This window comes from Dyella acidiphila, assembly GCF_014863405.1.
In the GTDB taxonomy this organism is placed as follows: Bacteria; Pseudomonadota; Gammaproteobacteria; order Xanthomonadales; family Rhodanobacteraceae; genus Dyella_B; species Dyella_B acidiphila.
In genome coordinates this window covers 214,839-228,144 of record NZ_JACZZA010000004.1, presented here as the reverse complement: position 1 = coordinate 228,144, position 13,306 = coordinate 214,839, and the positions used below count along the sequence as shown (strand labels likewise).

Genomic DNA, 13,306 nt, shown 5'->3' with positions numbered 1-13,306 from the left:
TGATGCCAAGGGGTGGGATGAGTATAACCAGCTTACTTTGCGAGAATGTTGACGTGCTCGCCGCTCACGCTGGCGCGCTTGCCATCGATCGACGCCACGGCCTGCAGCGCCGCCGCTACCGGCATGTGATCGAAATTGAAGGTGATCAATTGCTCATCCAGCGCCTGCGGATTGCTCACGCTCAGACCCGCGCGCGAAGCGATCAACTGCGCCGCGGCGCGTGCGCTGACATTGGTGAGCTGCACGGTGATCTTGCCGCCGCTTACATCAGCGGTCTCTGCCGCGCAGCCGCTGGTCGGCGTGAAAGAAACATGCACCGCACCGGGATCCGCGTTCGACGGCCCCATCATCACTGACATCATTTGGCCCAGCGGACCGGCCACGCTGGCATCCAGATGTGCGGCGCCCGGCGCGCCGCCGATGTCGCCGGTCACGTGCACGTTCACCTTGCCGGTGCCTGACGCGCTCGGCGTAAACGCGAGCTGCCAGGCATCGGCGCCCTGCCCCTGGCGGATTTCCGCTACCTGGCCTGCAGCCATGCACAGAACTGGAGCAGCCAGCGTGTGATCGCCGCGCATCACTTGTACGCTCAGTTGATAGCGTGCCTGTGCAGCGGTGGTCGCGGGGGTGGCCGAGGCCGCGTAGGCCAAACCTGCACTGGTGCCGAGCAGCACGCACAGCAGCAACGATCCGGCCGCCTTGCGCCGCGAGGTGGGGAAAGACGATTTCAGCATGGCAATGCGCTCCGTAAGTGGATGACGAGATGACCAACTGCAACCCACCGGCAACGGCAGCGCCGCAGGCTGGGTTTTCAACATGGCGCTGGCATAAGTGCGGCGCGGCATGCCATGCGTGCTCAGCACGGTGGCATCGCAGGCAAGCTCCTGATCGTGGCGAAGCGCACGCAGGGCCAGCCATGCCAGCGGATGGAACCAAAGCAGCACCGCCACGCCTTGTGCGAACAGCGACCACCAGACATCGCGGCGGCGCAGATGCGTGGCTTCATGCGCAAGGATCAGCTGGCGCTCGGCCACGCTGTAGCGTTCGCGGAAATCCGACGGCAGCACGATGCGCGGCTTCAGCAAACCCACCAGGGCCGGCCCCATATCGCTGCGGCCGGCGCGCAACACCGGACAAGGCAGGTGCAGCTCATCGACCGCCGTGGCATCACGCAAGCGCGAACGAAAACGCCATTGCTTCATGCCGGTCCACAACATGGCAGCGACTAGCCCGGCCATCCACACGCCCATGACGACCACGCGCCAGTCCGGCATGAACGGCAATGCGCCATGCGCCGGCAACGCTCCCGGCACCCGGGCGATCCAATACACCAGCGGCGGCAGCGCCGCACTCGGCGATACCGGATGCGGCAGCTGGCTGACCACGCTCGCCAGCACCGGCAGCCACCAGAGCCAGACCGCGCGCTGCACCCCGAACCAGCGGCGGTAGCTCTTGCGCAATACGAACACGCACGACACCGACACGGTAAAAGCTACCAGCAGGCGCCAGCCATGCTCGGTCAGCGCAGCGGCGAACGCATCAATGCTGCTCATCGTCGAGCTCCTCCAGCAGCTTGCGCAGTTCGGCGATATCGCGCTTGCTCAGCTTGCGCTGCTCGGCAAAATGCGCCACCAGCGGCGCCACGCGCCCTTCGAACAGGCGATCGAGCACGTTCTTGCTGGTATGCGAGACGTACTGCTCGCGGCTGAGCTTGGGCGAATACAGATAACGCCGCCCATCGCGTTCAGCCTTGACGGCCTTCTTGGTCAACAGGCGGTTGAGCAGGGATTTCACCGTGCCCTCCTGCCAGCCCTGCTGCTCGCCCACTTCGGCCAGGATCTCCTCGGCGCTGCGCGGGGCCTGCCGCCACAGCACTTCCATGATCACTGCTTCGGCTTCGCTGATCGACATACATCACCGTTTACATGTGTAATCGCAATTATGTTTACGCACGTAAACGATAACTGTCAAGCGGGTCCGTACACCGCCGCGTCCCGCGCCCCGCCGCGTACGCCGACGCATGGGCAGCGCCCTGCGACCTTCGTACAGCATGTGCTGCCATGGATCCGTCGTATCCTATTGAGCTATCTGTCCCCCGTTAGAAGGCACCCTCATGGAAAAGGTTTATGCAAACGCGGCCAAGGCACTCGATGGCCTGCTGTTCGATGACATGACCATTGCGGCAGGCGGCTTCGGCCTGTGCGGCATTCCTGAAAACCTGATCGGCGCGCTGCTGGCCGCCGGCACCAAGGGCCTGACCATCGTCGGCAACAACGCCGGGGTGGACGACTTCGGCATGGGCCCGCTGCTGAAGACCCGCCAGGTGAAGCGCGTGTATGCCTCCTACGTGGGCGAGAACAAGGAATTCGAGCGCCAGGTGCTGGCCGGCGAACTGGAGCTGCACCTGGTGCCGCAAGGCACGCTGGCGGAAAAACTGCGCGCCGGCGGCGCCGGCATCCCGGGCTTCTACACGCGCACGGCCTATGGCACCAAGCTGGCCGAAGGCAAGGAGACCAAGAAGTTCGGCGAGAAGGAATACGTGCTGGAAGAAGCGATCCACGCCGATGTATCCATCGTCAAGGCGTGGAAGGGCGACAAGCTGGGCAACCTGGTCTTCCGCAAGACCGCGCGCAACTTCAATCCGATGATTGCCACCTGCGGCAAGGTCTGCGTGGCCGAAGTGGAAGAACTGGTCGAAGTGGGCGAACTGGCAGCGGACCAGATCCATGTGCCGGGCATCTACGTCGATCGCATCGTCCAGGGTGAAAAGTACGAAAAGCGCATCGAATTTCGCACCATTGCCGGCGCCAACACCGGCAAGGAAAGCCCGATCCGCATGGCCATGGCCAAGCGCGCCGCGAAGGAACTGCGCGACGGCTTCTACGTGAACCTGGGCATCGGCATTCCCACCCTGGTGGCCAACTTCATTCCGGAAGGCATGGACGTGACGCTGCAGTCGGAAAACGGCCTGCTCGGCATCGGTCCGTTCCCGGACGATGCGCATGTCGATCCGGACCTGATCAACGCCGGCAAGCAGACCATCACCGCACTGCCGGGTTCGAGCTATTTCTCCAGCGCCGAATCATTCGCGATGATCCGCGGCGGCCATATCAACCTGTCGATCCTCGGCGGCCTGGAAGTGTCCTGCACCGGCGACCTGGCCAACTGGATGGTGCCGGGCAAGATGGTGAAAGGTCCGGGCGGCGCGATGGACCTGGTCAGCGGCGTGCGGCGCGTGGTGGTGCTGATGGAGCACACCGCCAAAGACGGTTCGCCCAAGATCAAGAACGAATGCGATCTGCCGCTCACCGGCAAGCAGGTGGTGGACCTGATCATCACCGACCTGTGCGTGTTCGAAGTGCACAAGGGCAAGGGCCTGACGCTGATCGAGCTGCAGGAAGGCGTGACGGTGGATGAGGTGAAGGCGAAGACGGGGTGCGCGTTCGAAGTTCACCCGTCGCTGCACTGATTGCCCTTCTCCCCTGCGGGGAGAAAGTGGCCCGAAGGGTCGGATGAGGGGCCGATCTTGCGAAGATGCAAGTTCGGAGCGCGCTTCAAAGAAGCTTTATCGCAAGAGTGCCCCCTCACTCCAACCCTCTCCCCGCAGGGGAGAGGGAGTCAACGCGCCCAGCACCACACAGATTTTCCTTCTCCCCTGCGGGGAGAAGGTGGCCCGAAGGGTCGGATGAGGGGCCGATCTTGCGAGGATGCAAGTTCAGAACGTGCACCAATAAGCTTTATCGCAAGAGTGCCCCCTCACCCCAACCCTCTCCCCGCAGGGGAGAGGGAGTCAACGCGCCCAGCACCACACAGATTTTCCTTCTCCCCTGCGGGGAGAAGGTGGCCCGAAGGGTCGGATGAGGGGCCAATCTTGCGAGGATGCAAGTTCGAAGCACGCATCAAGAAGCTTTATCGCAGGAGTACCCCTCACCCCAACCCTCTCCCCGCAGGAGAGAGGGCGTCAATGCACCGGCAGCGGCTGCGGGAAACGTATTTCCGCCACATAGCTGTTGCCGCCCTGCACGCGCAGATCCAGCGCCCATGCAAAGCGCTCGCTGATCCTCCGCGCAATTGCATATTCGAAGCCCTGCTGGCCCGGCAGATGCGGATCGTGATCGGCACCGGCGGTTGCACACACGCTCACCGCACCCGGCAGCACCGTCACCAGCACCGTGCCCTGCCCCGTGTACTGGCTGGCATGGCGAATCAATTGCCAGCACAACACCGCGAACACCCGCGGCGAACCATGCAGCGCGAAGGTGGCAGGTTCTTCGAACTGCAATTCGATCGGATGGCCGTGGAGCATTTCGCGCGCGTCGACCAGTTCGTCGCGCAGCACATCGTTCACCACGAAATCCTGCTCGCCCTGGCCGGGATCGGTTTCGCGCGCCAGGATCAGCATCGCTTCCACCAGTGCTTCCATTTCGCGAGTTGCGCGGCGGATGCGCTCCAGTGAACGCCGGCCGAAATCGCTCAGGCCCGCTTCGTCGGCCAGCATGTCGGTGGACATCTTGATCACGGTGAGCGGACTGCGCAGCTCGTGGCTGGCATCGCGGGTGAAGTTGCGCTCGCGTTCGTTGTAGCCGGCAAGGCGATTGGCGAAGCGCTGGAAACTGCGCGCCAGCGCGGCCACGTCGGCATCGGCGTGCTGCAGCGCGTGGTCGGGGTGCAGGGATTGCAGTTCGGTCTGCCCTTCGTGCCAGCTGTCCACCCATTGCGCCAGCGCGCGCACCTGGCGCCAGTGACGCTGCGCCGCCAGCCAGGCCAGCGCGCTGACGATGACAATCAAGAGCAGCACCGCGCCCATCGGCGCCACGTTGTAGTAACCCATCAGGCAGGCCAGCACGAGCGCCACCAGCTGCAGCCCGAAAATCAGCAGCAACTGGCGATGAAGTCCCCCGCGCGCAGACTCTGCGCGTTGGGTAGGCGCACCCGGTTGTCTCATGTTATGGGCGGATCAGGCGAAATAGCTGGTCGCGGTAGTTTCGGAGTCGAGGTCGGCCAGGCGGTAGCCGGCCGAGTGGATCGTGTGCAGCAGCGGACGCTGGAACGGTTTGTCGATGATCCGCCGCAGGTTGTACAGGTGCGAACGCAAGGTGTCGGAATCGGGCAGCGTATCGCCCCAGATCTCGCGCTCGATATCGCGGCGGCTCACCACGCGCGGCGATTCGCGCATCAGGATCGCCAGCAGCTTCAGGCCGATCGGCGAGACGGTCAGCTCCTGGCCGCTGCGGGTCAGGCGCAGGGTGGCCGTATCCAGGGTCATGTCGCCGACGGTAAGCACTTCGCTGGACACCTGGCGGCGGTCGCGGCGGATCAGGGCGCGCAGGCGCGCTTCCAGCTCGCGTACTTCGAACGGCTTTACCAGGTAGTCGTCGGCACCGGCTTCCAGGCCGACCAGCTTGTCTTCCAGCGTGTCGCGCGCCGTCAGCATCAGCACTGGCGTGGATTTCTTCGCTTCCGAGCGCAGCTTGCGGCATACGTCCAGGCCGTCGATGCCCGGCAGCATCAGGTCCAGCACCACCACGTCGTAGCTGTTGGAAACGGCCAGGTGCAGGCCGCTGACCCCGTCCTGGGCGAAATCGACGGAGTAGCCGCGACGCTCCAGGAATTCCCCCACCATCTCCGCAATCTGGCGGTTGTCTTCTACCAGCAGGATCAGACCGGCATGCTCGTCACGTGAACTCATGGTCGCCTCGTTTGCTTCCGCGCAATCTTCACATTTGTGAAGGCTAACCGGGAGCGGTGTCAGCGCAACGTGAATTCAAGGCTAGAAAAACGTGCAGAAAATCTCAGTGCAGCAATGACTTGAGCGGCTGCCAGACGTTATCGAGCACGATCGGCTCGCCGGCCGCCAGCGGGTGCAGGCCGTCGTCCTGCATCAGCGCGGGGTTCAGCGCCACCCCCTCCAGCAGGAACGGCAGCAGGGCCACGTGCTTTTCCTGTGCCAGCCCGGCGTAGACCGCCCGCAGCCCGTCGCGGTACTGCGGCCCGTAGTTCACCGGCAGCTCGATGCCCAGCAGCAGCACCTTGGCCCCGGCATGCTGGGCGGCGTCGATCATCGCCGCCAGGTTGTCGCGCAGTTTGGCCAGCGGCAGGCCCTGCAGGCCGTCATTGGCGCCCAGTTCGAGAATCACGATGCGCGGATGCTGCTGCCCCAGCAGGGCCGGCAGGCGGCTGCGCCCGCTCAACGAGGTTTCGCCGCTGATGCTGGCATTGACGACCGTCCAGCCCGGCTCCATGTCGTTCAGACGTACTTCCAGCAGATGCACCCAGCCCGATTCCACTGGAATGTTATGCGCGGCGGACAGCGAATCGCCCAGCACCAGCACGCTTTTGGTCGCGTTCGGCGCCGCCTGCAACACCCCGATACCGCAAAGCAGAACAAGCAGACAAAGGAAACGACGCATGAGTGGTGGTTCTCGTCCGGTGCTAGAGGTCCGGGATGTTAGCAAGTCGGTGAATGGTCCCGAGGGGCGCCTGGATATCCTCAGCGACGTGGCCATGCAGGTGCATGACGGCGAAAGCTTCGCCATCGTCGGTGCCTCCGGCTCGGGCAAGACCACCCTGCTCGGCCTGCTCGCCGGCCTGGATACGCCCACCCGCGGGCGCATCTCGCTGGATGGCCACGCCCTGGAGCAGCTCGACGAGGAAGCCCGCGCGGACCTGCGCCGGCGCCTGGTCGGCTTTGTGTTCCAGTCGTTCCATCTGCTGCCGGCGCTCACCGCCGAGCAGAACGTGATGCTGCCGCTGGAACTGGAAGGTCATGCCGACGCGCGCGAACGTGCGCATGCGGCACTGGAAGCGGTGGGACTGGGCACGCGGCGCAAACACTATCCGGCGCAGTTGTCCGGCGGCGAGCAGCAGCGCGTGGCGATTGCGCGCGCTTTTGTGCACGGTCCGCGCGTGCTGTTTGCCGACGAGCCCACCGGCAACCTGGACCGGCGCACCGGGCGGCATGTGTGCGATCTGCTGTTTGCGCTCAATCGCGACCACGGCACCACCCTGGTGTTGGTGACACACGATCTGCAATTGGCAGAACGCTGTGTGCGACGGGTGGAACTGCAGGAAGGCAAGCTGGAACCGCTGGCATGAAAATCCTCCTGCTCGCCCTGCGCAGCCTGCGCCGCGAATGGCACCTGCCGGAAATGCGCACGCTCGCCGCCTCGCTGGTGCTGGCGGTGGTCGCACTTGGCGTCGTCGCCACGCTCACCGCGCGAATGGAACGCGGCGTGCTGGCCAGCGCGGCCGAATTGATCGGCGGCGATCTCGGCGTTTCCGCACCGCAGACCATTCCCGACACCTTCGCGGCGGCGGGTCGCGAGCGTGGCCTCGCCGTCACGCGCACGGCAAGTTTCCCCAGCGTTGCCTTCGCCCAGGAGCAAAGCCAGCTGCTGGATGTACTGGCCACCGATACCGCCTACCCCCTGCGCGGCACGCTCTTGATCGCCGATGCCCATGGCCGCCAGCAAGCCGCCCGCGGGCCGGCCAGCGGCAGCGTGCTGCTCGATCACCGTGCGCTGGTCGCCCTGCATCGGCAGGTGGGCGACACGGTGCAGTTGGGCGGCCGCGATCTGCGCGTTGCCGGCGAATTGATCCAGCAGCCGGACGGCGGCGAACTGGTGGCAATGGCGCCGCGCGCGTTGATGAATCTGGATGATGCACAGCAGGCCGGACTGCTCGGTGTCGGCAGTCGTGCGCGCCATCGCGTGCTGCTGGCAGGCGAGCCTGCGGCGGTGCAGAGCTGGCACCGCTGGGCACAGGCCACCGCCCTGCCACAGGGCGGCGAGCTGATCACCCCGGAACAAACCCAGGAACGCATGCGTAGCGCCTTCGATCGCGCCGGTGCTTTCCTGCGTCTCACCGCCTTGCTGTCGGCCCTGCTTTCCGGCGTGGCCATCGCGCTCGCTGCGCAGCGTTATGCGCGGCGCAAGACCAGTGAAATATCGCTGCTGCGGGCCCTGGGCACCTCACGCCGGCGCGTATTCGGCCTGCTGCTGGGCACGCTGGGCGGCCTCGCCCTGCCGGCCGCGCTGATCGGTGTGCTGCTTGCCCTGGCGCTATCGCAAGCGGCGTGGATGTTTGCCAGCCAGCTGTTTGCCGGCGTGCCGACGGTGCTGCCGATCCTGCCGGCGCTAGCCGCCGCAGGCATGGGTATCGCCGTGCTGGTCGGCTTCGCTTTGCCGCCGCTGGTGCGGTTGGCAGACGTACCGCCGGTGGCGGTGTTCCGCGCCAGCCTGGCGCGCCGTGTGCGCCGCTTCGATGCGCTGTATCTGCTGCCGGCGCTGGTGGCGCTGGCGCTGATCTGGCAGCTCAGCGGTTCGGCCACGCTGGCCGGCATTCTCGCGGCCAGCCTGGGCGGCGTAGCGGTGGTCGCGGCCCTGCTGGCTGCGCTGCTGCTATGGATCGTCCGGCGCATCGCGCCGGGCGGCCATCCTGCACTGCGCTTAGGCATGGCCGCGCTGGCGCGTCGCCGCGGCTTGAGCATCGTGCAGGCCACCGCCCTGAGCCCGGGGCTGACCGCCCTGCTGCTGCTCGCCATCGTCGCGCCGTCGCTGCTCGACGGCTGGCGGCAGGAACTGCCGTCCGACACGCCGAACTGGTTCGTGCTCAATCTGCAGGACGAGCAGCGCGACGACTTCAGCAAAACGCTGGCCGCCATGGGCGGCAACCAACTCAACATGATGCCGCTGGCGGTGGGCAAGCTCACCGCCATCAACGGCCAGCCGATCGACAGCATCCATTTCAAGGACGAACGCACCAAGGACTGGAACGACCGCCAGCTGCGCCTGTCCTGGTCCGACGAACTGCCGCCGGCCAACACAGTATCCGCCGGCCACTGGTTCGTCGCGCATCCGGCGCAGGCCGAAGTGTCGGTGGATACGATGTGGCGCGACATGTATGCGCTGAAGCTCGGCGACACCATGCGCTTCAACGTGGGCGAAGGTCAGCTCGATGCCAAGATCACCAGCTTCCGGCACGTGGACTGGACTTCGTTCAAGGTGAATTTCTTCCTGCTGCTGGATCCGTCGCACGCGCAGGCGCTGCCGCATACCTGGATCGCCAGTTTCTACCTGCCGCGCGGCAATACCGAGGCGTTGGCAAAGCTCTCGCGCACGTATTCCAATCTCAGCCTGATCGATGTGGATGCCTTGCTCGACCGCGTGCGCGAGATCGTGCAGCGCGTGACCGGTGCAGTGCGCTGGGTGCTCGGCTTCAGCCTGCTGGCCGGCGCGCTGGTGCTTGCCGCGGCGCTGGCCACCAGCGGGCAGGAGCGCCGACACGAAGCCGCCCTGCTGCGCACGCTGGGTGCGCGCCGCGGTCTGCTGCGCGTGGCGGCGGCCTGCGAGTTCGCGCTGCTGGGTCTGATCGCGGGCGTCACCGCGGCACTGGGGGCGATGGTGGGCGGTTGGTGGCTGGGACGCAGCGTGTTCCACATCAAGAACTTCATGCCGCAACCCGTGCCGCTGCTGCTGGCCGCCCTGCTCGCCGCCGTGGTGGTGATGTTGCTGGGACTGGCCGGCACGCGCAAAGTGACGCACACGCCACCGATGCGATTGTTGCGGGCGGAGTGATGCCGCCTGCACGCAGCCGCCGCTACGATAGTGGCTTCCTCCACTTGGTGCCGTCGCATGTACACCCTCTATTACTCACCCGGCACCGCGAGCATGGTGGTGCACCTGGCCTTGCTGGAAATCGGCGCCGACTACCAGCTTGAACTGGTCGACATCGAACAGGGCGCGCAGCACAGCGCGGAATACCGCAAGCTCAATCCGGGCGGCAAGGTGCCGACCCTGTTGATCGACGGCCTGCCGTTCCACGAATCGGCCGCGCTGCTTACCGTGCTGGCCGAGCGCCATCCGGAGGCGAAACTGATTCCGCCGTCGTGCACGGTGGAACGCGCAGCCTGGCTGCAGTGGACGGTGTTCCTCAGCAATGCGCTGATGGCCAGCTACCGGCTGTGGTTCTATCCGCAGGAGCTGGGCGCCGAGGAACATTCGCCCGCTACCCGCGCCGCCGTGCAGCGCAAGATCGAAAGCGTGTGGGAGCAACTGGAAACGCATCTGTCCGCGCACGGCCCGTACCTGTTGGGCCATACGTTTTCCGGCGTCGATCTGCTGCTGGCCATGTTGATGCGCTGGTCGCGCAACATGCCGCGGCCCGCTACCGAATGGCCGGCGCTGCGGCGGCTGGCGGATCTGGTGCGCGCGCGCCCGAGCTGGCAGCGGCTGTATGAGCTGGAAGGCTTGAGCGCGTGGTGAGGTTCTGCCCTCGGCACGGGGCGTCTGCCACATGAGCGGCCTTACCTGGCGCGAGCGCCTCAAGCACGAATTCCTGTTGCTGCTGTTCGCCGCGCTGACCATCGTGCTGGCCTGGATCGATCCGCAACCGCTGAGCCATTACCAGCGCTGGCTGCAATGGCCCACGCTGTGCGGCCTGCTCGGCCTGATGATCGCCATCCAGGGCATTCGCGACAGCGGCCTGGTGCAGCGGCTGGCCGGCATGCTGGTGGCGCGCATGCATTCGCTGCGCGCGGTGGGCCTGCTGCTGGTGAGCATGACGGCGGTGCTGTCGATGGTGCTGACCAATGATGTCAGCCTGTTTCTGGTGGTGCCGCTGACCGTGGCGATCGGCAGCCTGTCCAACCTGCCGGTGCTGCGCATGGCGGTGCTGGAAGCGCTGGCGGTAAACGCCGGCTCCACCCTCAGCCCGATCGGCAATCCGCAGAATCTGCTGATCTGGCAGCACGCGCAGTTGCCGTTCTTGAGCTTTGTAGGCCACCTGCTGCCGGCCGCAGCGGTGATGTTCGTGCTGGTCGCGGCGCTGACCTGGCTATGGCTGCCGGACGAGCGCGTGGCGTTACAAGCCGGGCGCTTGAACGATCGCGCCATCTCCGTATCGCTGGCCGCACTGTCGCTGATCAGCCTGGCGCTGATGGTGCTGATGATGGAACACGGCCATGCGCCGCTCGGCGCCCTGCTGCTGGTGGCGCCGTTCGCCCTGCTTTCCTGGCGCAGCCTGCTGCGCATCGACTGGCTGCTGATGCTGACCTTCGCCGCGATTTTTCTCGGCCTTGGCCATTTCGCGTCCTTGCAGGCGGTCGATCATGCCTTGGGCGCGATCGATTTCACGCAGCCGATGACGACCTACCTGGGCGGCATCGTCAGTTCGCAGCTGATCAGCAATGTGCCGGCCACCGTGCTGTTGCTCGATCGTGCACCGGATGCGCTGGCACTGGCCGTGGCGGTGAATGTGGGCGGCTTTGGTGTGGTGATCGGTTCGCTGGCAAACCTGATCGCCCTGCGCCTGGCGCGACAGCCGCATGCGATGCGGCTGTTCCATGCGGTATCGATACCGTTTCTGCTGGTGTGCGCGCCGCTGGTGTATCTGGTGATGCGTTTGCTTGGCTAGTCTGGATTACCCCGGATCCAGTCCGGGGTAATCCAGATTACGATCAATCGTCGTCATCGTGCGGCACGTTGACGTGGCCGCCGATATTGGAATGGCTGACGTCGCCGCTGCCCTTCGCGCTCACCGTAAGATTGCCGCGCACGTTGTTGACCGTCAGGTCGCCCGAGCCCAGCGTGCCTACTTCCACGCTGCCGCCGACGCCATCGAGCGCCACATCGCCCGAGCCGACGCTGCCGATGTGCACGTCGCTCTTCACATCGCGCGCGTTCAGATCGCCCGAGCCGAGCGAGCCGGAACGCAGGCTGCCGATGTGCACCATCTCGACGTCGCCCGAACCCGCGCTCACGCTCACCGCACCGGCGATGTCGTGGATATGCAGATCGCCCGACCCGGTCTGCACATCCAGCTGGTTCAGGCCGCTGATATAGGCGTCGCCGGAACCGTCGTTGACCGTCACCGGCATGCTCGACGGCAACTGGATCTGCAGGTCCAGGTCCTGGTAGGACACGCCGAAGAAGCTGATGTTGACGCCGTGGCCGCCGCCCACTTCGATGATCAGCTGGTCGCCTTCGCGATGCGAGCTGACTTGCAGATTGTCCAGCGCGGCTTCCGAAGAAGCGCAGGCGCGCCCGGTGATTTCCAGCGTGCTGGAACTGCCGCTGCCGACCAGGTGCATGTCGTGGCTGTGCAATTCGATCTGCACCCCGCGCACGCCGGACAGGTCGTCATGCAGATTGCGCGGTGCCGAGTAACGGCATTCATCCGCCGCGGCGGTCAGCGACAGCAGCAACAAAGGCAACAGAACGAGGGTGCGGCGCATAGGAAATCTCCGGTGTGGTTCGAATGCTCAGATGCGTATCGGAGGACAAAGGTTGAAGGGCCGATGCAGGCGGTGCCGGGCATGGGGTCCAATCTTCGCCTCCGCCTACCCCACCGGCATGATGATGGGGCGCGATCTGGCCTGGGGGTCATGGTAGGGCCCCCGAACCCGGGGCCGGGAAGTGCCTAAAGCTTGGGTTCCTCGGCCTTGGCCTGGCGCCACAATGCCTCTTGTGCGGCCAGGTCCAGCGCGGGCATGGCCTGTCCGGCCGCGTCGGCCAGTTGCTCCATCCGGCGGAAGCGCCGCTCGAATTTCGCATTCGCGTGTTTCAGTGCGCGGGCAAAGTCCACGCCGGCATGCCGGGCCAGGTTCACGGCCACGAACAGCACATCGCCGATCTCGTCTTCCAGCCGGGCCGGGTCGGCGCCGGCGGCGAACTCCGCATCCACCTCGGCCAGTTCCTCGTGCAGCTTTTCGATCACCGGCCGATGCCCGGGCCAGTCGAAACCGACCGTGGCGGCCCGCTGCTGCAGCTTGAGCGCGCGCTGCCATTCCGGCTGGCCGCGCGACACCCCGGCCAGCACGCTGTCATCGTGCTGCTCGCCCTTGGCCGTGCGCTCGCGCGCCTTGATCTCGTCCCAGGCGCGCTTCTGCTCGTCCAGGTCGGCATAGCGGACGTCGCCGAACACATGCGGATGGCGGCGCAGCATCTTGTCGCTGATCGCATGCGCCACGTCGTCGAAATCGAACAGCGCCTGTTCCTTCGCCATCTGCGCATGAAACACCACCTGCAGCAGCAGGTCGCCGAGTTCGTCGCGCAGGTCGTGCCAGTCGCGACGGTCGATCGCATCGGCCACTTCGTAGGCCTCTTCGACCGTGTAGGGGGCGATGGTGCTGAAATCCTGTTTGACGTCCCAGGGACAGCCACGCTCGGGATCGCGCAGGCGGGCCATGATGGCGAGCAGGTCGGCAAGGCTATGGCGTGCGGCGTTGTTCATGCGGGCTTTCCAGTCGTCACCCCGGCGCAGGCCGGGGCCCAGTGTCGTTCAACGCAGGCGCTAGGCTCCGGCCTGC

12 protein-coding genes are annotated in these 13,306 nt (G+C 65.7%); 5 read left to right on the top strand and 7 right to left on the bottom strand.

Annotation, left to right across the window (positions count from 1 at the left end; all coding sequences use genetic code 11):
• Nucleotides 1–32 precede the first annotated feature (32 nt).
• Nucleotides 33–1,553, bottom strand: a complete 1,521-nt coding sequence (locus IGX34_RS09290) for a M56 family metallopeptidase (protein WP_192555437.1) — start codon at nucleotides 1,551–1,553, stop codon at nucleotides 33–35.
• Nucleotides 1,540–1,911 carry a BlaI/MecI/CopY family transcriptional regulator gene (locus tag IGX34_RS09285; RefSeq protein ID WP_192555436.1) on the bottom strand — a complete coding sequence of 124 codons (372 nt, stop codon included), beginning with the start codon at nucleotides 1,909–1,911 and terminating at the stop codon, nucleotides 1,540–1,542. The genes IGX34_RS09290 and IGX34_RS09285 overlap by 14 nt, the downstream gene beginning before the upstream one ends.
• A 202-nt stretch (nucleotides 1,912–2,113) precedes the next feature.
• On the opposite strand from IGX34_RS09285, the gene IGX34_RS22350 reads away from it, so the two are divergent.
• Nucleotides 2,114–3,469 carry a 3-oxoacid CoA-transferase gene (locus tag IGX34_RS22350; protein WP_192555435.1) on the top strand — a complete coding sequence of 452 codons (1,356 nt, stop codon included), beginning with the start codon at nucleotides 2,114–2,116 and terminating at the stop codon, nucleotides 3,467–3,469.
• 492 nt (nucleotides 3,470–3,961) lie between these two features.
• Here IGX34_RS22350 and IGX34_RS09275 read toward each other — a convergent pair whose 3' ends face one another.
• The 3 genes from IGX34_RS09275 to IGX34_RS09265 form a co-directional block, all read right to left on the bottom strand.
• Nucleotides 3,962–4,882, bottom strand: coding sequence for a sensor histidine kinase (locus tag IGX34_RS09275; protein WP_225737340.1), 921 nt, complete (start codon nucleotides 4,880–4,882; stop codon nucleotides 3,962–3,964).
• Nucleotides 4,883–4,957: 75 nt separating this feature from the next.
• The gene (locus IGX34_RS09270) at nucleotides 4,958–5,689 is read right to left on the bottom strand and encodes a response regulator transcription factor (RefSeq protein WP_192555433.1); all 732 of its coding nucleotides are present in this window, start codon (nucleotides 5,687–5,689) and stop codon (nucleotides 4,958–4,960) included.
• A gap of 103 nt (nucleotides 5,690–5,792) precedes the next feature.
• Nucleotides 5,793–6,410 carry an arylesterase gene (locus tag IGX34_RS09265; protein WP_192555432.1) on the bottom strand — a complete coding sequence of 206 codons (618 nt, stop codon included), beginning with the start codon at nucleotides 6,408–6,410 and terminating at the stop codon, nucleotides 5,793–5,795.
• Here IGX34_RS09265 and IGX34_RS09260 point away from each other — a divergent pair.
• From IGX34_RS09260 to IGX34_RS09245, 4 genes are read left to right on the top strand one after another with little or no spacing between them, the layout of a single operon-like run.
• Nucleotides 6,409–7,095: an ABC transporter ATP-binding protein gene (locus IGX34_RS09260; protein WP_192555431.1), complete on the top strand. Its 687-nt coding sequence runs from the start codon at nucleotides 6,409–6,411 to the stop codon at nucleotides 7,093–7,095. The two genes, IGX34_RS09265 and IGX34_RS09260, sit on opposite strands and share 2 nt — an antisense overlap.
• The gene (locus tag IGX34_RS09255; RefSeq protein ID WP_192555430.1) at nucleotides 7,092–9,575 is read left to right on the top strand and encodes an ABC transporter permease; all 2,484 of its coding nucleotides are present in this window, start codon (nucleotides 7,092–7,094) and stop codon (nucleotides 9,573–9,575) included. Before IGX34_RS09260 ends, IGX34_RS09255 begins: the two co-directional genes overlap by 4 nt.
• A gap of 57 nt (nucleotides 9,576–9,632) precedes the next feature.
• Entirely contained in the window at nucleotides 9,633–10,262 is a 630-nt protein-coding gene (locus IGX34_RS09250; RefSeq protein ID WP_192555429.1) for a glutathione S-transferase family protein, read from the top strand.
• Between the two features lie 31 nt (nucleotides 10,263–10,293).
• On the top strand, nucleotides 10,294–11,412 hold the full coding sequence (locus tag IGX34_RS09245; RefSeq protein ID WP_192555428.1) for an SLC13 family permease: 1,119 nt from the start codon (nucleotides 10,294–10,296) through the stop codon (nucleotides 11,410–11,412).
• 43 nt (nucleotides 11,413–11,455) lie between these two features.
• Here IGX34_RS09245 and IGX34_RS09240 read toward each other — a convergent pair whose 3' ends face one another.
• Nucleotides 11,456–12,232, bottom strand: coding sequence for a DUF4097 family beta strand repeat-containing protein (locus IGX34_RS09240; protein ID WP_192555427.1), 777 nt, complete (start codon nucleotides 12,230–12,232; stop codon nucleotides 11,456–11,458).
• Nucleotides 12,233–12,417: 185 nt separating this feature from the next.
• Nucleotides 12,418–13,230 carry a nucleoside triphosphate pyrophosphohydrolase gene (gene mazG / locus IGX34_RS09235; RefSeq protein ID WP_192555426.1) on the bottom strand — a complete coding sequence of 271 codons (813 nt, stop codon included), beginning with the start codon at nucleotides 13,228–13,230 and terminating at the stop codon, nucleotides 12,418–12,420.
• Between the last annotated feature and the right edge of the window lie 76 nt (nucleotides 13,231–13,306).